Origin of the sequence: Phytoamicus setariae (assembly GCF_016722925.1) — a bacterium.
Lineage (GTDB): Bacteria > Pseudomonadota > Alphaproteobacteria > Rhizobiales > Rhizobiaceae > Rhizobium_E > Rhizobium_E setariae.
This window is the reverse complement of record NZ_JAEQNC010000012.1, coordinates 100,909-119,973: the sequence shown is the minus strand read 5'-3', so window position 1 is coordinate 119,973 and position 19,065 is coordinate 100,909. Positions and strand designations below refer to the sequence as shown.

At 60.4% G+C, this 19,065-nt stretch carries 16 protein-coding genes and 1 pseudogene; 15 read left to right on the top strand and 2 right to left on the bottom strand.

Features of this window, described 5'->3' with window-relative positions:
- Positions 1–19 precede the first annotated feature (19 nt).
- Both JJB09_RS20045 and JJB09_RS20040 read left to right on the top strand, forming a co-directional pair.
- Positions 20–238 carry a hypothetical protein gene (locus JJB09_RS20045; protein ID WP_201662462.1) on the top strand — a complete coding sequence of 73 codons (219 nt, stop codon included), beginning with the start codon at positions 20–22 and terminating at the stop codon, positions 236–238.
- An 86-nt stretch (positions 239–324) separates the two neighbouring features.
- Positions 325–1,029: pseudogene (locus tag JJB09_RS20040) on the top strand (IS6 family transposase).
- Positions 1,030–1,205: 176 nt separating this feature from the next.
- On the opposite strand, the gene JJB09_RS20035 reads toward JJB09_RS20040, so the two are convergent.
- A complete protein-coding gene (locus JJB09_RS20035) occupies positions 1,206–2,714 on the bottom strand; it encodes a leucyl aminopeptidase family protein (RefSeq protein ID WP_201662459.1) in 1,509 nt (502 codons plus the stop codon).
- Between the two features lie 313 nt (positions 2,715–3,027).
- Here JJB09_RS20035 and JJB09_RS20030 point away from each other — a divergent pair, with 313 nt between their 5' ends.
- The 6 genes from JJB09_RS20030 to JJB09_RS20005 all read left to right on the top strand — a co-directional run bounded on the left by JJB09_RS20030 (position 3,028) and on the right by JJB09_RS20005 (position 9,882).
- Positions 3,028–3,315 carry a hypothetical protein gene (locus JJB09_RS20030; protein WP_201662456.1) on the top strand — a complete coding sequence of 96 codons (288 nt, stop codon included), beginning with the start codon at positions 3,028–3,030 and terminating at the stop codon, positions 3,313–3,315.
- A gap of 23 nt (positions 3,316–3,338) precedes the next feature.
- Positions 3,339–4,232, top strand: coding sequence for a proline iminopeptidase-family hydrolase (locus JJB09_RS20025; protein WP_201662453.1), 894 nt, complete (start codon positions 3,339–3,341; stop codon positions 4,230–4,232).
- A 78-nt stretch (positions 4,233–4,310) separates the two neighbouring features.
- Positions 4,311–6,005 carry an ABC transporter substrate-binding protein gene (locus JJB09_RS20020; protein WP_246748809.1) on the top strand — a complete coding sequence of 565 codons (1,695 nt, stop codon included), beginning with the start codon at positions 4,311–4,313 and terminating at the stop codon, positions 6,003–6,005.
- Between the two features lie 5 nt (positions 6,006–6,010).
- Positions 6,011–7,054, top strand: coding sequence for an ABC transporter permease (locus JJB09_RS20015; protein ID WP_201662450.1), 1,044 nt, complete (start codon positions 6,011–6,013; stop codon positions 7,052–7,054).
- Between the two features lie 3 nt (positions 7,055–7,057).
- Positions 7,058–8,029, top strand: coding sequence for an ABC transporter permease (locus JJB09_RS20010; protein WP_201662448.1), 972 nt, complete (start codon positions 7,058–7,060; stop codon positions 8,027–8,029).
- Positions 8,026–9,882 carry an ABC transporter ATP-binding protein gene (locus tag JJB09_RS20005; RefSeq protein ID WP_246748808.1) on the top strand — a complete coding sequence of 619 codons (1,857 nt, stop codon included), beginning with the start codon at positions 8,026–8,028 and terminating at the stop codon, positions 9,880–9,882. Before JJB09_RS20010 ends, JJB09_RS20005 begins: the two co-directional genes overlap by 4 nt.
- Before the next feature lie 27 nt (positions 9,883–9,909).
- On the opposite strand, the gene JJB09_RS20000 is transcribed toward JJB09_RS20005, so the two are convergent.
- A complete protein-coding gene (locus tag JJB09_RS20000; RefSeq protein WP_201662446.1) occupies positions 9,910–10,866 on the bottom strand; it encodes a LysR substrate-binding domain-containing protein in 957 nt (318 codons plus the stop codon).
- 138 nt (positions 10,867–11,004) lie between these two features.
- On the opposite strand from JJB09_RS20000, the gene JJB09_RS19995 reads away from it, so the two are divergent.
- From JJB09_RS19995 to JJB09_RS19965, 7 genes are all read left to right on the top strand, one after another.
- The gene (locus JJB09_RS19995) at positions 11,005–12,402 is read left to right on the top strand and encodes an amidase (RefSeq protein WP_201662444.1); all 1,398 of its coding nucleotides are present in this window, start codon (positions 11,005–11,007) and stop codon (positions 12,400–12,402) included.
- A gap of 50 nt (positions 12,403–12,452) precedes the next feature.
- The gene (locus JJB09_RS19990) at positions 12,453–13,751 is read left to right on the top strand and encodes an ABC transporter substrate-binding protein (protein ID WP_201662442.1); all 1,299 of its coding nucleotides are present in this window, start codon (positions 12,453–12,455) and stop codon (positions 13,749–13,751) included.
- A 75-nt stretch (positions 13,752–13,826) separates the two neighbouring features.
- Positions 13,827–14,627, top strand: a complete 801-nt coding sequence (locus tag JJB09_RS19985) for an ABC transporter ATP-binding protein (RefSeq protein ID WP_201662440.1) — start codon at positions 13,827–13,829, stop codon at positions 14,625–14,627.
- On the top strand, positions 14,624–15,349 hold the full coding sequence (locus tag JJB09_RS19980; RefSeq protein WP_201662437.1) for an ABC transporter ATP-binding protein: 726 nt from the start codon (positions 14,624–14,626) through the stop codon (positions 15,347–15,349). The genes JJB09_RS19985 and JJB09_RS19980 overlap by 4 nt, the downstream gene beginning before the upstream one ends.
- A 5-nt stretch (positions 15,350–15,354) precedes the next feature.
- Positions 15,355–16,242 carry a branched-chain amino acid ABC transporter permease gene (locus JJB09_RS19975; RefSeq protein WP_201662434.1) on the top strand — a complete coding sequence of 296 codons (888 nt, stop codon included), beginning with the start codon at positions 15,355–15,357 and terminating at the stop codon, positions 16,240–16,242.
- Between the two features lie 10 nt (positions 16,243–16,252).
- Positions 16,253–17,314 carry a branched-chain amino acid ABC transporter permease gene (locus JJB09_RS19970; protein WP_246748807.1) on the top strand — a complete coding sequence of 354 codons (1,062 nt, stop codon included), beginning with the start codon at positions 16,253–16,255 and terminating at the stop codon, positions 17,312–17,314.
- 10 nt (positions 17,315–17,324) lie between these two features.
- Positions 17,325–18,908: a GMC family oxidoreductase gene (locus JJB09_RS19965; protein ID WP_201662428.1), complete on the top strand. Its 1,584-nt coding sequence runs from the start codon at positions 17,325–17,327 to the stop codon at positions 18,906–18,908.
- Positions 18,909–19,065: the final 157 nt, after the last annotated feature.

Below are 19,065 nucleotides of genomic sequence, written 5' to 3'. Positions count from 1 at the left end.
CAGCGAATGGGCGAATGACTTGAAACCGCGCATCCTGGCGACTCGGCGTTGGCAGGATGGGGGCGAACACTTTCTCGAAAGCCGCTTCGACGTCACGCTGAACCGCAACGACACGCCGCTGACACAAGCGGAGCGCTGCGAGGCGCCGAGGGTTTATGACGCCTTGTTGTGTTTCGGCGAGAAACGCAAACTTCCAGCGGATTTCGTTCCGAGCTGTGCCGATCCGGTCCCGGTGTAGGCCAGAAAGATCTCACGAATGCTTTCTGGCCAAAACGGCGATGTCAGGTTAACTGCTGCTGAAAGATTTGCGGCTATCTCTACGCCATGATCGGGTCTCCTGTCAGCTACAAGCGCCATCGTTTTCCACCCGCTGTGATCGCCCATGCGGTCTGGCTGTATTTCCGATTTCCACTGAGCCTGCGTTTGGTGGAGGAGATGCTGCTGGATCGCGGCATTGTTGTTTCCTATGAGGCGATCCGTTGCTGGGCGAAGAAATTCGGTCCGGACTATGCCGGTCGCTTGCGTCGGAAGCCGCCAAGCCCGAGCGACATCTGGCATCTGGACGAGGTGGTCGTGACGATCGGTGGCCGGAAACATTGGCTCTGGCGCGCCGTTGATCAAGACGGCTACGTTCTCGACGAGATCGTCCAGGCCCGCCGCAACACCAAGGCTGCGAAGCGCCTTCTGATCCGGCTGATGAAGAAACAGGGATGCATGCCGAAGCGCATCGTCACCGACAAACTTCGCTCTTACCGCGCCGCACGGCGTCAGATCATTGATCACGGTTGAGCATCGATCACATAAGGGGCTGAACAACCGCGCCGAGAATTCTCATCTTCCTCTGCGGAAACGAGAGCGAGTGATGCAGCGGTTCCCCTCGCCGCGCGCGCTGCAACGTTTCGTCAGCGTCTTCTCCGCGGTCAGAATCTATTCGTCCCCGCACGCCCCAAACACTCAGCCCTCGCCATTCATCTGCATCGCATTACAGCGATGGCACATTGGAAAGCCGTCACCGCAACTGCCGCCTGATCAAAACACCATGCCGATGGTGTACTTGGTCCAGTTAACCTGAGATCACCCTACACACCACTCACTGACAGCAGGTTTACGTGACAACGCCACAAGCCTTCGCCATCGCAAATCCCGGACGATTCAGTCAGAATCGCCCGGTTAAACGTCCGCGTTTCGGTTGGTGGCTGGCCCGATCAGCTGAGCTTTTGAAGGCTTGCGCTGTTGCTGGTTATCCATTCCTCCAGAATCTGGACGCCGAAGCCGGCGCCACCCGACCGCGCCAGCAGCCGATCCTCGCCGATCAGTTCCTTGCCGGCGATGTCGAGATGGACCCACGGACGGCCCTCGGCGAAATTTTTCAGGAAGGCTGCGGCGAATAGCGCATCGCCATCCTCAAGATCGTGCGAGTGCTGGCGCAGATCAGCAACTTGCGAGCGGAGACCGTCGTCATAGGCCGGATCAAGCGGCAGGCGCCAGAAACGCTCGCCGGTCTTTTCACCGGCTGCCAGAAGCGCTGTCGCCAGCTCGTCATGGGTAGCAAAGAGACCGGCGAAGGCATGGCCGAGACCGCGCATCACGGAATATGTCAGCGTGGCCAGATCGACGATCGCGCAAGGATCGAAGCGGGTCGCTGTGTAGTGGAGCGCATCCGACAGCACCATTCTGCCTTCGCAGTCGGTGTCGTACACCTCCACCGTCCGGCCCGACATGGTCGTGACGATGTCGCCCGGCTTGTAGGAGCTGCCGGACAGCATGTTTTCGGCCACGGCCAACACGCCCACCACATGGATAGGCGTCTTCTGGCGTGCAAGAGCAAGCATTGTGCCGATCACGGCCGCCGCGCCGCCCATGTCTCCCTTCATGGTGAACATCTGCGGGCCAGTCTTGATGCACAAGCCGCCGGCATCGAAACACATGCCCTTGCCGACCAGAGCCAGCGGCTTGCCGCTCGCGCCTTCGCCCTTGTACTCAAGCGTAAACAGGCGCGGTTTTCGGTCGGAGCCGTTGCCGACAGCCAGGATCGCGCCCATACCGAGTCGTTCGAGATCAGGGGAGCAATATTCTTCAACCGAGATTCCAGCCTCGCGAAGGGGGGCCAAATGGTCGCCGAAATTGTCGGGGTGCAGGTGACTGGCGGGATAGTTCACGAGGGTGCGGGCCAGGCTGACACCTTCGGCAACGGCGGAAAGCCTGTCGATGGCCGCCCTGTCCCCGTCGTTGGCGACGAGGGTCAGGGCGATATCATGTGAAGTATCCTGCTTGGGCATGAGAGCGAAGCGGTAATTGCGCAGCCGCATCCCCAACAGCAGGCGGGCGATGACCTCGCTGGACGGAAGTGCGGCATCGGACACCGGATCAGCCAATAGGGTCGCCGCTGTCTCGGCCTCGACCTCCAGTCTTTTGGCGAGTTCGGCACCAGCCTTCATGGCTGAAAGAGCCGTGATCTTCGACTTTGGTCCCAGATCGAGAATGATGATGCGGCGGGCCGATACACCGACAGGCGCCAGCAGATCGATGATCTCGCCCGATTCGCCCTTGCAGCGAGGGCTGGCGCATGCGCGGTCGAGCATCCCGCCGGTATTTTCATTGAGCGCCGTCGCATGCTTTCCGAAACCGCCATCCAGGCGCAAGACCACGATAACAGGGGATTGAGCTGGTGCGACAGCGTCGGAACCGGTGAGAAAATTGATTGAGATTGACATTCCCGTACCTTGTGGTTGTTCGTGCTGGGCATCGTCATAGACTTGGCGATAGCCATTGGAAAGGGGATGTCCTGGCCGCTATTGAAATTTGTGAAGAGGGCGGCGTTCCCCGCCTCAAGCCATCAGACTCGGAGTGTCGAATCCACAGTGCAGGCCCGAGCGTCGGATGCGGCAGGCAGCGCGACAAGACGTTTTCGCCTTTCCCGGCAGCCGATGTCACGACAGGCGATGTCGTGGCAAGCGCAAAAATTTATACCGAAAACTCTGCTCACGCCGGCTTGGCCGCTTGTAATTCCTGTGTGTTGACTATTTTATGCATCAAATGAATTTCTTTAGTTTTTTTAAGCTTGAAGCTGCGATCGATCCACTGTTCATCTGGCTCCCCGGACTGGGGCATGAGGTTGGCATAGGCAGGGCAACCAGCGATTATCCACGATCGGAACCGGGTGCGCGCATGGGTATCGACAGTCGTGGCGAGGTGAACCTAGCATTGTTCGGCAGTCGCTTCCGTGAAGGAGGTTTGAAACGCTTCTCTCCTCTGGAGGACATCATCCAGATGGTGCGGCAATCTCCATTTTCTTGGCCATTTGGCCGTCTCTGAATATTGTGAAGTGGGGAATGCTGATGGGAGCCGTTGAGGGTCTTGCGCGATTTGGCGATTACCGCACGTGGTACCGGGTCACGGGCGATCTCGCAGGTGCCACGCCTCTGATCGTCGCCCATGGTGGGCCGGGCTGCACCCATGACTACGTCGACAGTTTCAAGGCGCTGTCCGAAGCCGGGCGCGCTGTTATCCATTATGACCAGATTGGAAATGGCCGCTCGACACGGCTGCCGGAAGAGGGGGCCGAGTTCTGGACAGTCGACCTGTTCCTCGACGAACTGCGCAACCTGATCGACCACCTTGGTATCGGTGAGCGCTATTATCTTCTGGGGCAGTCCTGGGGTGGAATGATGGGGGCGGAATTCGCCATCAGTCGGCCTGAAGGGCTGAAGGCGCTGATCCTGGCCGACAGTCCCGCCTCGATGCCATTATGGATCGAGGAGACCGGGCGTTTGCGCGCTGCCTTGCCCGCCGATGTCCAGGCAGTTTTGTCGCATCACGAAGCTGCGAATTCCACTACACACCCCGATTACGTCGAAGCAACCAAGGTATTCAACCTCCGACATGTTTGCCGTCTTGATCCGGCACCCGCGGCGGTGCAGCGCACGCACAATGCGATGGATGAAGACTCGCATGTCTATAATCTGATGATCGGTCCCAACGAGTTTCATATTACCGGAACTCTCAAGGATTGGACCGCGATTGATCGGCTGCGTCTGGTCGACGTACCCACGCTGCTCATCTCCGGTGCGTACGACGAGGCGACACCAGCGACGGTGCGACCTTTCGCGGAGCACATCCCCGACGTGCGCTGGCACATCTTTCCGAATTCCAGCCACATGCCCCATGTCGAGGAATTCGATGATTGCATGAAGTTGGTCGGCGACTTCCTGCTGGAGTGCGATAAGAAATAGGGCGTAATTTTCCCGGCCTCCGGTCGGGGATGGAACAAAGACGTATTGATAAGTTTGCAACCCAAGAGGGAGAACAATATGGACAGAACCCAAATGCTGACCGGTCTTGCTGCGCGCAGCCGTGTGTTTCTCAGCGCGACAGCGCTTGCGCTATGCGTGGCTTTCCAGCCGGCGCAGGCGCAGGATGCCGACGCCGCCCACTACGGCGGCACAATGAAGCTGCTCGGCGTGTCCTCAGAGGGAACGCTTGATCCGCACATCAATTATACGGCGCGCTACTGGCAGCTTTATCTCTACACCCATGACGGCTTGATGACCTTCAAGAAGGTTGCCGGTCCGCAAAGCGCCGAGGTTGTACCGGATCTGGCCGAGGACATGCCGACGCTTTCCAGCGACGGTCGGAGCTACACCTTCAAGCTGCGGAAGGGTATCAAGTTCTCGAATGGCAAGGACCTGACGGTCGACGACGTCGTGGCGTCCTTCCAGCGTATCTTCAAGGTGCGTAGCCCGACTTCAGGCAGTTTCTACAGCGGCATCGTGGGCGCTGACAAATGCCTCGCGGCAGCCGAAACCTGCACGCTCGAAGGTGGCGTTGTTGGCGATGCCGCCAACAATACGGTAACGATTAATCTCGTAGCGCCGGATGCGGAGTTCCTCTACAAGCTTGCGGTGCCGCATGCGGCGATCATGCCCGCCGACACAGTGGCAAAGGATGCCGGCAACGCACCGATCCCCGGCACGGGCGCCTACATGTTCGAAAGCTACGATCCCAACGCCTCGCTCATCATGGTTCGCAATCCAAACTTCAAAGAATGGAGCAAGGAAGCCCAGCCCAAGGGCTATCCGGACCGTATCGAATATACCTTCGGCGGTACCGAGGAAGCGGCTGTTAACGCCATCCTCAATGGTCAGGCTGACTGGATGTACGAGCCGGTGCCGACGGACCGTCTTGCGGAACTGAGCGTCAGCAATCCCGACCTGCTGCGCGTTTCGCCGCTGAACGCCTGGTGGTATGCGCCCATGAACACCAATCTCGCGCCGTTCAACGACGTGCGGGTGCGTCAGGCACTGAACTATGCTGTTGATCGCGATGCGCTCGTTTCGCTGTTCGGCGGACCCGCCCTGGCGTCGCCGGTTTGCACCATCCTGCCGCCAGATATGCCAGGCCACGATCCCCATTGCGATTACACCGCAAACCCCGGCACGGATTGGAGCGCTCCGGACATGGACAAGGCGCATGCGCTGGTCGAGGAATCCGGCACCAAGGGCCAGAAGGTGACCGTCGTCAGCGACGACACCGCAACATCGCGCGCTGTCGGCACCTATCTGCAGACGGTACTTTCCGATCTCGGATACGACGCCACCGTTCAATCCATCTCGGGCGATATCCAGTTCACCTATATCCAGAACACCAACAACAAAGTGCAGATTTCGGTGACGCAGTGGTATCAGGATTATCCCGCGCCTTCGAACTTCCTGAATGTGCTGTTCGGTTGTGACAGCTTCACGCCCGGTTCGGATTCTTCGGTCAACATGTCGGGCATTTGCGACAAATCGCTTGATGATCGCATGAAGGCCGCGATGGCGCTGGCCGCAACCGATCCGGAAGCGGCGAACAAGGAATGGGGCAAGATCGACCACGACATGATGGCGCTGGCTCCGGCCGTTCCGCTCTTCACGCCGAAGGATGTCGATCTGAACTCCAAGCGCCTGGGCAACTACCAGTTCTCCAGCCAGTTCCATTGGCTGGTCGGGAACTCCTGGGTTCAGTGAAGGAAATGACGATCCCATCGAACGAGCAGACCGCTCTGTCCCCGGCCGTTTCGGCCGGGGATGAAGGATGGTCACGTCGGGGGCCCTGGAGGCGTGTCCTCGAAGGGCTGCTGGCGAGCCCCACCGCCGTGATATCGGCAAGCCTTCTCCTGCTGATTGTCATTGCCACGCTGATGGCGCCGGTCTACGCCAAATATGTGTCCAAGGCGGATCCTTTCCGCTCCGGTCTTTCGGCGAAAATCGAACTGGACGGCAAGCGCGTTCCGGTCATGCAGCAATCGACGGAAGGACTGGGCCTCGGCGTCACCCCGATCGGTCCCACCTGGGGTGGACAATATTTCCTTGGCGCGGACGCGCAGGGGCGCGACGTCGCCGCGCGGCTGTTCTACGGTGGTCGCAATTCCCTGTTGATCGCCGGCGCCTCGACGGTGCTGTGCCTGTTGGTTGCAGCGGTCGTCGGTATTGCCGCCGGTTATCTGGGCGGCTTGGTGGATGGCGTGCTTTCCAATGTCATCGATATCATCTGGGCCTTTCCTGTCTATCTTCTGGCCATCTCGCTTTCCATTGTGATGATTGGCCGAAGCCTTGCCATCGGCCCGTTCGAGATATCGTCGAGCAGCCTGATCGTGCCGATCCTCATCATTGGTCTTGTCTACGTGCCTTATGTCGCACGACCGATCCGGGGCCGGGTGCTTGCCCTGAACCAGAGCGAATTCATTCTGGCAGCGCGGGGACTGGGCATCCGTCCGTCGCGCATCCTGTGGAAGCACATTCTGCCGAATGTTTCCACGACGCTGATTGTCTTTGCGCCAATGCTGATGGCGCTCAACATCGTTACGGAAAGCTCGCTGTCCTTCCTGTCGGTGGGCGTACAGCCGCCGAACGCAAGCTGGGGCACCATCCTGCAGGATGGTCAATCCCTGCTTTATTCACGCCCGGTGGTTTCCATGGCGCCGGGCATCGCAATCATGGCGACGGTCCTGCTGCTCAACCTTCTGGGTGACGTGCTGCGCGACGTTCTCGATCCCAAATCCGCACGGGGACGCTGAGATATGCTCGCTGCAATTGTTTCACGCTTGTTGCGCATGGTGGTGGTGATGTTCGGGCTTTCCGTCATCACCTTCCTGATCTTTTTCGCCACGCCGGGCTCGGATCCGGCCGCACGCATCGCCGGCCGCAACGCCGCGCAGGAAACCGTCGAGGCCGTCCGCAAGGATTTCGGTTTCGACCGGCCGATCTACGTCCAATACGGGCTGATGATGAAGCGGCTGTTCGTCACGCAGGATCTTACCTCCTTCGCGAACCGCGGCCAGGAGATCATTCCCGCTGTCGTGGCAGCTGCGCCCGCGACGCTCTCGCTGGTTACAGGCGCGGCAATCTTCTGGATGCTCGGAGGCACCTTGACAGGTATCCTCGCGGCAGCCTTCAAGGACCGGTGGCCGGACAAACTCCTGATGGGCATTTCGATGATGGCCGTCGCCATGCCCGTCTTCTGGGTCGGCGAAATGGTGAACCTGGTGACCCAGAGCCGGCTCCACAATACATGGGCCTTTTCCTGGGTTCCGGCGCTTGGCTATACGCCATTGTCAGAAGATCCCGGTTTGTGGCTTAAATCGATGATCTTTCCCTGGCTGACGCTGGCCTTCCTCTATATCGGCCTTTACGGGCGGATGCTGAGGACCGGCATTATCGAAACCTATCATGAGGATTTCATCCGGACCGCTCGCGCCAAGGGGCTGAGCGGCCGCAAAGTACTTTTGAAGCATGCGACCCGTAGCGCCATCATTCCCATCGTCATCATGTTCGGCATGGATTTCGGTGTGCTCGTCGGGGGGGCGGCGGTGCTGACGGAGGTGGTGTTCGGCATCAATGGCGTCGGCCGCCTGACCTATCAGGCGCTCAAGGTGCTCGACCTGCCGATGATCATGACGACGGTGCTTTATGCCTCCTTCTTCGTGGTGGTCGCCAATGCACTGGTCGATCTCGTATGTATCCTGATCGATCCGAGAATGAGGCGGGCATGAACGTGGCCTTGAAAGAAGACGCCGGCGGGCCGGCGCAGAATAAGGGCGCAATGCTGTCTCTCCGCAATCTGAACGTCTCTTTCCTGGGGTCGCGGGGCAAGTGGAACCGTGTCGTCAAGGACCTGTCCTTCGATATCGCCACCGGTGAAACAGTGGCGCTGGTCGGGGAATCCGGTTCGGGCAAGAGCGTGACGTCGCTATCGATCATGCGGCTGCTCGATCCTGCGACCAGCAGACTGGAAGGCGAGATCATTCTGGACGGAAAGGATATCCTCAAACTCGACGAGGCGGGGATGATCCGGGATATTCGTGGCCAGACGGTCGCGATGATCTTCCAGGAACCGATGACCAGTCTGCATCCGATCCATCGGGTGGGTGACCAGATCATCGAGGCGCTGACCTCGCACCGCAGGTTGTCGAAGACCGAGGCGCGCAACGAGGCGATCGCCCTGCTTGAGCGAGTTCGCATTCCGAACGCAGCGCAACGCATGGACGACTATCCGCATGCTTTTTCAGGCGGGATGCGCCAGCGCGTCATGATTGCGATGGCTCTTGCGTCGCGCCCGAAATTGCTGATTGCCGACGAGCCGACCACAGCGCTGGACGTGACCGTACAGGGAGAAATCCTCGATCTGCTGAAGGATCTGCAGGCCGAGTACGGCATGGCCATGCTGTTCATCACCCATGATATGGGAGTGGTGGCGGAAATGGCGGATCGGACAGTGGTGATGTATCGCGGCAATCCGGTCGAGCAGGGGCTGACAGCAGAGGTGTTCGCCAATCCGCGTGAAATCTATACACGTGCACTTCTGGCGAGCGTGTCGACGCTAGGCAGCATGAAAGGCGAGCCGGCCCCTTTGCGGTTTGCGGAAGTCGACATGCAAACGGGCGTGATCAATCCACCGATGCCTCTTGAGCGGCAGCCGGATATGAGCCAGCCGCTTCTGGATGTACGCAACCTGGTGACGCGCTTCGATGTCCGCGGCGGCATGCTCAATCGCCGCATTGCGCGCGTGCATGCGGTAGAAAACGTATCGTTTTCGATTTTTGCGGGCGAAACCCTGTCGCTGGTCGGCGAATCCGGTTGTGGCAAGTCGACCACGGGCAAGTCGATTATCCGGTTGAATAGCAGCTCGACCGGCAGCGTGCGGCTTGGCAATGACGAACTGTTCAAGCTTTCGTCCGAAGCGATGCGCAGCAAGCGCTGCGAGATCCAGATGATTCCACAGGATCCGCTCGCCAGCATGAACCCGCGCATGACGGTCGGCGACGCGCTGGTGGAGCCGTACCGCGAACACGGGCTGGGAAGCGCGGATCAGGCTCGGGCCAAGGCCGCCAGGCTGATGGAGCAGGTCGATCTCTCGCCATCGATGCTGGAGCGCTATCCGCATGAGTTTTCGGGCGGGCAGCGCCAGCGCGTTTGCATTGCCCGGGCGCTGATGCTGGATCCGAAGGTGATCATCGCGGACGAGTCTGTCTCGGCGCTGGATGTCTCTGTCAAAGCCCAAGTGGTGAACCTGCTGCTGGATATTCAGGACAAGATGGGCATCGCATTCCTGTTCATCTCGCACGACATCGCCGTGGTCGAGCGGATAAGCCATCGCATTGCTGTGATGTATCTTGGCGAGATCGTCGAAATAGGACCGCGGGCGGAAATTCTTGAGCGGCCGCAACACACCTACACACAAAGGCTGATTGGAGCGGTCACCGTGCCTGATCCGTCCCGCAGGCACCTGCGGCGAAACCAGCCAATCAACGAACTGCGCACGCCGATCCGTCCCCTCGATTTCGTTGCGCCCGAGCGACGCTACCGGGAAGTCTCGCCGGGGCATTTGGTGCGGATCGACGAATGACAGTGGCTTGATGAGCTGAACGCCCGATCAGGGCCATATCAACGCCCCCTGCTTGTCCTTGGTAGTCACCGAAAACCTCTCCGGCCCGACCTCCTGGAAAAAGCGACGGCAGATTTCTATGAAAAGCCGCACGAAGAGCGGCTTGGCATTGCCGTAGAGATCGAGGATGCTGACCGATGGCGGAGGCAGTTCGTCGAGGATTGGCCGGCGGGCGATCGCCAAGCCGTCGGTCGTTGCCCTGCCGATCGGCCGCATGTTCAGGATCGCCATGCCGAAGCCGGAGGCAACGGCCGATCGCGCCGTCTCGTAGGATCGCGTACGAAAGCGCACCTCCGGCCGCTTGGCCAGGATGTCGAAAAGCGTCAGCAGGTAGGTAGCAGTCTGGGGCATGTCGAGAAGAACGAAAGGGCGGGTGGCGAGGTCCGAGAGCGTTACAGCGTCACGTTCGGCGAGCGGATCATCGGCATGCAGCAGCGCGTGCGCAGGCACCTTGCAGATGCGGGTGATGGAACCGGTTGGGATCGCGCCGATATCGTAGAGGATAGCGAGGTCGATGAGACCTTCGGCAAGCCAGGCCTGAAGCTGGACCTGGTTGCCCTCCAGGAGGTCGATCTCCACGTCGCCGACATGATCGACATAGCGGCGCAGCATTTCCGGCATGAAAAGTGCGCCGAACGGCTCGAAGCAGCCGATGCGCAGGACTTGCGGCACACGGTCGGAAAGGTCGCCGATCGCGCGGTCGAACTCGGTTGTTGCCGACAGCATGATCCGGGCCGCGCTGACGAAGCGCTCGCCAGCCGGGGTGATCTGCACGCCGCGGGACGGGCGCCGCTCGAAAATGCGTGCCCCCATATCGCCTTCCGCCTGCGTGATGGCCGCAAGGATTGAAGATTGCGAGATGTTCATGGCCTTGGAGGCAGCCTGAATGCTGCCCAGACGCGCGACTTCGCAGACGTAACGCAACTGTCGGATGCTAAGCCTCATGATGAATAATATCCATAAAATGTAATAAGTAATATGAAAGAATACATTTTATGAAGGCGCTTGAAAGCGCCAATCTACGCCCATTCAAATGAATCTGCCCACAAGAGCAGATCGGGAACGAACGAAGGAATACCGGATATGCCGTCAAGGAACCCTCTCGCAGGGGCGGGAGAGCTGTGCCTTCTTGATGCCGCGCAACTGGCGGCCGCCTACCGCAGCCGCAGCCTCTCGCCGGTCGAGGTGGCGAAGGCGACGCTTGACCGTGCCGAAGAGATCAACTCTGATTTCAATGCTTTCACATTTGTCGATAGCAAGGGCGCGCTCAACTCCGCCCGGGAATCCGAACGGCGCTGGGCCGCCGGCGAACCGCTGTCGGAAGCGGATGGCGTGCCGACGACGATCAAGGACATCGTCTGGGTCGACGGCTGGAGCGTGCGCTACGGAAGCGCGACCACATCCGATCAGGCGTTTTCCCGGGATGCCCCCTCCGTTGCACTGATGCGCAAGGCGGGTCTGACCTTCATCGCCCAGACGACGACGCCGGAATTCGGCTGGAAGGCAGTCACCGACAGCGCGCTCTTTGGCGTGACACGCAATCCCTGGAACGCGGAAAAGACCTCCGGCGGTTCCTCGGGCGGCGCGGCAGTGGCGGCAGCTGTTGGTGCCGGTGTGTTTCACCTCGGAACCGATGGCGGCGGCTCGATCCGCATCCCTGCCTCCTTCTGCGGCGTTGTCGGGCTGAAGCCGACATTCGGCCGTGTGCCAGCCTATCCGGCCAGCAGTTTTGGTACTGTGGCCCATATCGGGCCGATGACGCGTAGCGCCGCCGACGCTGCGATCATGCTGAAGGCGATGTCCGGGCGGGACCTGAACGACTGGTCCCAGGGTGTGGGCGCACTGGCGCCGCTGGATGCGGTGCAAGCCGACCTTGCCGGCAAGCGCATGGGATATTGGTCGAAGCCGGCGGCAGGGACGCTCGATCCCGAAATCGAGGCGGCCATCGCAAGAGTGGCTGGCAAACTCAGCGCGGCCGGGGCGACCGTCGAAGCCATCGACCTGCCCGGCGACGACCTGCTGTCGCTTTTCCATCATCACTGGTTTTCCGGTGCGGCGATGCGGCTCTCGATGGTACCGGAGACGGAGCGGGCAGGCATCGACCCGGGGTTCCTCGATATCGCGAGACAAGGTGCCCAATACGGCTCGACGGCGGTGGTGGCGGCCCAGGCCCGGCGTGCCGATTTCGGCGTGGCGATGGACAAGCTGCTCGCCGACTATGACTACCTGATTTCCCCTGGCACAGCGGTGCCCGCCTTCGGGGCCGGGCTGGAAGTGCCCACTGGCGGAGAGTTCAAGCGCTGGACTGAATGGGCCGGGTTCTCTTTCCCTATCAATCTCAGCCAACAACCCGCTGCAGTGATACCGGCCGGAGTCACTGTCGCCGGACTGCCTATCGGTCTGCAGATCGTCGGAGCGAGGGGGCAGGACGCCTCTGTTCTTTCCGCCGCCGCCCGCCTGGAGGAGATCGTTTCCAGGTAAGCACAGAACGACACATGACGCATGAAACCAACAAATAAGGGGTACTCGTTATGATCAACAGACGTGCAATGCTACAGGGAGTTCTCGGAGCCGGTGCCACTGGCGGGATGCTCCTTGCCGATTTGAACAGCACCGCCCAGGCCCAGGATGCAACGCCCATTCCCGTGGGTTCGGCTTTGCCGATGTCCGGTATTTCCGCCGCCGACGGCATCGAATTCAAGAACGGCCTCGAGCTGGCGGCTGCGGAGATCAATGCCGCCGGCGGTATTCTCGGCCGGCCGGTCGAGATCCATGTCGAAGACACCAAGGAAATGGGCGCGGACTTCGTTAGCCAGGCGATGCAACGTCTCGTCGACCGATTCAACGTGCCCGTGATCATCAACGGCTACAACTACGGTACCAACATGACGGAGATGGATGTCGCAGCCGACAACGACATCATCTTTATGCACTACAACACGCTGATCTCGCACAACGAGAAATTCAAGACCGACCCGGAGCGCTATTACGGCTCCTTCCAGGGCGATCCGCCGGAATATTGGTACGGCCCTGGCTGCCTCGATTTCCTCAAGACGCTTGCCGACAACGGCAAGTGGACAATGCCGAACAAGAAGATCGCCATCATTCCATCGGCCAATGAATATTCCGTCGTGATCGCCAATGCGATCCGAGATAAGGCTGCCGAATTCGGCTTCGAAGTTTCGTTGTTCGAGACCGTGCCGTTCCCGACCAACCAGTGGGGCCCGACGCTCGCCAAACTCCGCCAGGATCCGCCGGCGGCAATCATCGTCACCCACTTCCTACCGCAGGACCTCGCCCAGTTCATGGTGCAGTTCCTGCCGCAGCCGACCAACAGCCTTGTCTACATGCAGTACGGCCCCTCGCTGCCCGCCTTCCGCGAAATCGGCGGCGAAGCCGTCAACGGCGTTGTCTATTCGACGGTCATCGGTTGCCTGCCCGACGACTATTCGAAATCCTTCCGCGAGAGCTACCGTGCGAAATTCGGACCCAATGCGGCCTATCTCACGGGTTCGCAGACCTATGACGGCTTGTGGATGTGGGCACTTTCCGCCGCCATCGCGGGCGGGCCCAGCGAACCGTTCAACAAGGAAGGCACCAGGAAGGTCGCGGCTTCCATGCGTCGCTTCGTCTATCGCGGTGTCAATGGCATCTACCGCGCCGATCCCGCCGGTCAGTCGGCCTATTGCTATCCCGGCCAGGTCAAGGATCCGTCGCTCGGCATGCCGCATCAGTTCCTGCAGCATCAGGACCACAAGACCGATCCGAAGCTGATCTCGCCCGCGCTCTATGCCGAGGCTGACTTCGTTCTGCCACCTTGGATCAAATAGTCGCGGCGCTTTTCTGCTTGCCAACCACACCGGCCGGATATGCCGGCCGGTGTCCATCGAGAACGGAGCGGTACTATGACGGACGGCGGACAGGCGCTGCTCGACTGCGATAATGTTGTGAAACGGTTTGGATCGCTTGCAGCGGTCGATGGCATGTCGCTCACGGTATGGGAGGGCGAGATCGTCGGCATCGGCGGACCGAACGGTGCGGGAAAAACGACCTTTTTCGATGTCGTGACGGGGATCACGCCGGCCACCGGCGGTCGCGTCCACTTCAGCGGGCAGGAAATTACCGCCATGGGTGCGGACCGGATCTGCCAGCTCGGCATGGCCCGAACATTCCAGCTCAATGCGGCATTCGAAAGCCTGACGGTGCGTGAGAATATCGACATCGCCGCGTATTTCGGCAAGGGCAAACGCCCGGTTCCCAGCTTCAGCCTCGGCAAGGATGTTCGCGCGCAGACGGAGGAAGCCCTGGCCTTCGTGGGTCTGTCCAACAAGGCCGACGAGACGGTTGCGCAACTGCCGGTTCTTGACCGCAAGCTGCTGATGATCGCAGGAGCCATTGCCACCAAGCCGAAGATCCTGTTTCTCGACGAACCGGTGGGCGGCCTCAACGCGACCGAGATCGACCACATCATGGAACTCGTGCTCAAGCTCAAGCAAGAGGGGCTCACGGTCGTTCTTATCGAACATGTCATGCGCTTCCTTCTGGCGCTTTCGAGCCGGGTGCTGATCATGCATCATGGCAAGAAGATCTTCGAGGGCCTGCCGAGCCAGGTGGCCGAGGACCCGGTGGTGGTCGAGACCTATCTTGGCGAAGGCACGCAAAAACGGCTCAAGACATTCTTTGCCGAAGGGGAGGCGCAGACATGACGTCGTCTGGCAAGCCGCCCGTTCTGAGCCTGAGGAACGTGGTATCGGGTTATCGCGAACTCACCGTGCTCAAAGGCATTTCATTCGATATCGCCGCCGGCGAATTTATCACGGTCGTCGGCCCGAATGGCCATGGCAAGTCCACCCTGCTCAAGACAATCTCCGGCATCGTGCCCCTGAAGGGCGGCACGATCAGCATCAATGGTGGCGAAGCAATCGCAAAACCCCACGCGATCGCTGCACTTGGTGTGGCGCATGTGCCGCAGGGCGACATGCTGTTTCCGGAAATGAGCGTTCTTGAGAACCTGCTCATGGGGGCTTATCTTGCACCGTCCAAGGCCGAAGTCGATCGCAGGCTCGACGAGGTCTATACGTTGCTGCCGAAACTCTCCGACCGCCGCAACCAGATCGCTTCGTCGCTTTCGGGAGGAGAGCGGCGTATGGTCGGCATCGGCCGTGGGCTGATGATGGGCGGCGATATCCTTCTGATCGACGAGCCGTCGCTGGGGCTCGCACCGCTAATCATCGAACAGATCTACGGTGTCATTTCAGAACTATCGAAAAGCGGCCACACGATCCTGCTGGTTGAAGAGAATCCTGCGCGCGTCGCCGACCTCGCCGATCAACTGCATCTGCTCGACGATGGTGAAATCGTCTGGTCGGGCCCGCCCGCCGAGTTGCTGGCTCGGGACGAGCTTCTCGCAACATATCTTGGAGGCTGACCGGCATGCTCTATATTCTCTCATCCGTCATCATTGCGGGACTGACGACCGGTGCGCTCTATGCACTTGCAACCGTCGGCCTTTCACTCGTCTGGGGTTCTATGGGTATGCTCAACATGGCGCATGCCGCCTTGCTGACGCTTGGCGGTTATGCCGCCTACACGGCCTCGACGACGCTGGGATTGCCGGCGCCGGTGGGTTTCCTGTTTTCTGTTCTTACGGGCGCGGTGGCGGGCGGACTGCTCTACTTCGTCGTGGTCCGCAACCTGCTCGGCAACGACAAGGCGACCTTCGAATCCAACGTGATGATCGCCACTGTCGGCGTCGGCATCGCGCTCGAAAATTCCATCCTGTTGCTCTATGGTGGCCAGCCGCTGAAACAGCCGATCTCGGCCGCCGGCTCCATCGCGTTCGGGCCTGTCGCCATACCCTATCAGAACATGCTGATCGTGCTGGTCGTGATTGTGATGATGATCCTAGTGGCGCTGTTGATGAGCAGGACGCGGATGGGTCGCGCGATACGCGCCACCGCGCAGAACCGTGAAGCGGCACAATTGATGGGCGTGGCGGTCAATCGGGTCTATTTCCAGGTGCTAGTCCTATCCGGCGCGCTGGCCGGTGTCTGCGGCGTTATGGTCTCCTCGATGACGCAACTGTCGCCGCCACTCGGCAACGACCCGATGCTGAAAGCCTTCATCATGTGTGTGGTGGCGGGTCTCGGCAACCTGCCTGGCGCGGTGGCGGCGGCCTTTGGCCTCGCCATGCTCGAAGCCTTCGTCCAATATGCCGCCGGCGCACGCTGGGGCTTTCCGACGCTGCTCTTTGTCGTCATGGCCGTGCTGATCTGGCGTCCCGCCGGTCTGTTCGGCCGTATCCAGATCCGGCGTATGTGAGGAAATGTCGATGACAAAACCCGCCAAAGGCCTCACCCGCAGCACGCGCCTCGATTTGCTCATCAGTCTCGTGTTGATCATCGCCGCCATCACGCTGCCCTTCATGATCGACAGCCGTTACATTCTCGGCCAGGTGGTGCTGGCGCTTTTCTATGCCATCATCGCCTCGCAGTGGAACCTGCTCTTCGGCTTTGCCGGTATCTTCAGCCTGGCGCAGATGGCGATTTACGCATTCGGCGGCTATGTCACAGCGATGCTGTGCTTCTATTTCGGCTGGAACGTCTGGGCGGCACTGGTGCCCGGGGCTCTCGCCGCGGTGATATTTTCGCTGATCGTCGGGCTTGCCTGCCTGCGATTGACCGGGGTCTATGTGGCGCTGCTGTCGCTCGCCATAGCGCAGACCATGTACCTCCTGATCGTGACCGATACTGAGTGCTACACCATGGTCGGTTCGATCTGCAGGCAGTTCACGGGCGGCGCCGTAGGCTTTGCACGTTTCGGCGATCTTGGCATGCGCGCAATGCTCAAGGGGAAATGGCTGGTCGGCAATTATGCCATCGTCGCCACGCTCTTCGCGCTAACCATGATCTTCACATATGCGGTGGTCAAAAGCCCGATCGGCCTGGCCTTCCGGGCCCTCAAGGACAATCCCGGATATGCGGTGGCGCGGGGCGTCAACCGCTTCCAGTCCCAGCTTCTGGTGTTCGGCATCTCGGCCTTTTTCACCGGCCTCGCCGGCGGCCTCTATGCCGCGCATTTCCAGGCGATCGGGCCCGGCATCCTGTCGATGTCGCAGTTGATGTTCATCATCGCAATCGTCGTGGTCGGTGGCGTCGGCACCTTCTGGGGGCCGCTGGTCGGCACGATCGTGTTGGTCTCTGCCGACGAACTGATGCGCGAGGCGGGCGAGTTCCGCACGCTCGGCCTCGGCATCATCATCGCCGTTTCGATCATCCTGATGCCCAAGGGCCTGGTCGGACGGCTAACCGATCTCGTCCGCTGGCTGCGACGCCGAAACGACGGCGCCATTGCGGCCAGACTGCTGGAAAAACCGGCTCCGGCCACAGAATAAGGGGAAATCCATGTACGATACCATCATCATCGGTGCCGGCTCGTCAGGATGCGTGGTCGCCAGTCGTCTTGGCGCCGATCCGAACCGCAAGATCCTCGTGCTTGAGGCCGGCCGTGCCGCGCCGATCAATTCCGATGTCCCTTCGGACTGGGTGACGATGTTCAACACCTCCGCCGACTGGGGCTATTACACTGAGCCGCAGGCTGGCTGTCGCGGTCGCCGCATCTTCTGGCCGCGCGGCAAGATGGTGGGCGGATCGGGTGCGCTGAACGCCATGATCTACATCCGTGGCCTTCCGTCGGACTATGACGCCTGGGAAGCGCTTGGCTGCGCCGGGTGGGGGTGGAAAGATGTCTTTCCGGTCTTTCTCAAGTCGGAGAACAATGCAAATTTCAGAGACAGCCCCTATCACGGCAATTTCGGGCCGCTGCACATTGAAGACGTGCCCTATGTCGACAAGTACGAGCACATGTGGATAGAGGCTGCCACGGCCGCTGGCTACAAGTACAATCCGGATTACAATGGCGAGGCGCAGGAGGGGGTCGGACTCTTCCAGTTCACCATCAAGAACGGTGAGCGCTGGGGTACCGGCAAGTCCTACCTGCGGCCGGCGCTCGAACGTGGCAACATCACGCTGAAGACAGGTGTGCTGGTCACAGGGCTGATCATCGAGGGCGGCCGTGTGAAGGGCGTCAACTACCTCGTCAATGGCGTTGCCGAAACTGTCCATGCCGACAGCGAGGTGGTGATGACCGGTGGCGCAATCGGTACAGCCCAGATCATGATGTTGTCCGGCATCGGACCTGCCGACGAGCTCGCAGCCGTCGGCATCAAGCCGGTCCACGATCTGCCGGGCGTCGGCAAGGACCTGCAGGACCATCTCAATATCCCGATCACATTCTACACCAAGGAGCCAATGGGCATCGGCGCGTGGACCGACGACACCATCGCCGCAAGCTTTGAGGAATGGCGGGATCATCGAACCGGCGTGCGCACTTCGCCCTGGGTGGCATCCGGCGGCCATGTCTGCAGCCGCGAGGGCATTGAACCCGACCTGCAGCTCTACGGTGCGATCACACCTCATCGCGACTACACGCGATTCCTCGGAGGCCGCTCCGGCATCACCGCCCATTCGACCCTGCAGAGGCCCAAGAGCAGGGGCGAGATCAAGCTCCGTTCGGCCGATCCGATCGAGTATCCATCGATCGATCCGAAGTATTTCATCTCCGATCCCGCTGGCATCGATCTGGCCACCATGGTCCGGGGTGCGCGTATCAACCGCAACATTCTGGCGCAATCACCGATCCGCGAGTTGATCGATCACGAACTGGCGCCGAGTGCGGAATGCCAGACGGATGCCGAGATCGCGGAGTATGTGCGTGGCCATATGACGACACTCTATCATCCTTCCAGCACCTGCCGCATGGGCATCGACAGGATGGCCGTCACCGATCCGGCGACAATGAAAGTACATGGGCTCGAAGGCATCCGCATTGCCGATGCCTCGGCCATCCCGCTGATGGTATCGGGCAATCTCAACGCACCGACGATTATGGTGGCCGAGCGCGCCGCCGAAAAAATCCTTGGAGGTTAAGGAGACGAGCCATAACTCGCGCGCGCGCGGAGATCTTCGGGCCGGTCGCGGCCGGCGACGGCCGCGACAAATGCATGGACGTGATGTTGCCTTACACCCGGAGAAGGGTGTGTGGCTCACCATCTGCAACTGTAGCTACAATCCTTTGAAGGGGAAA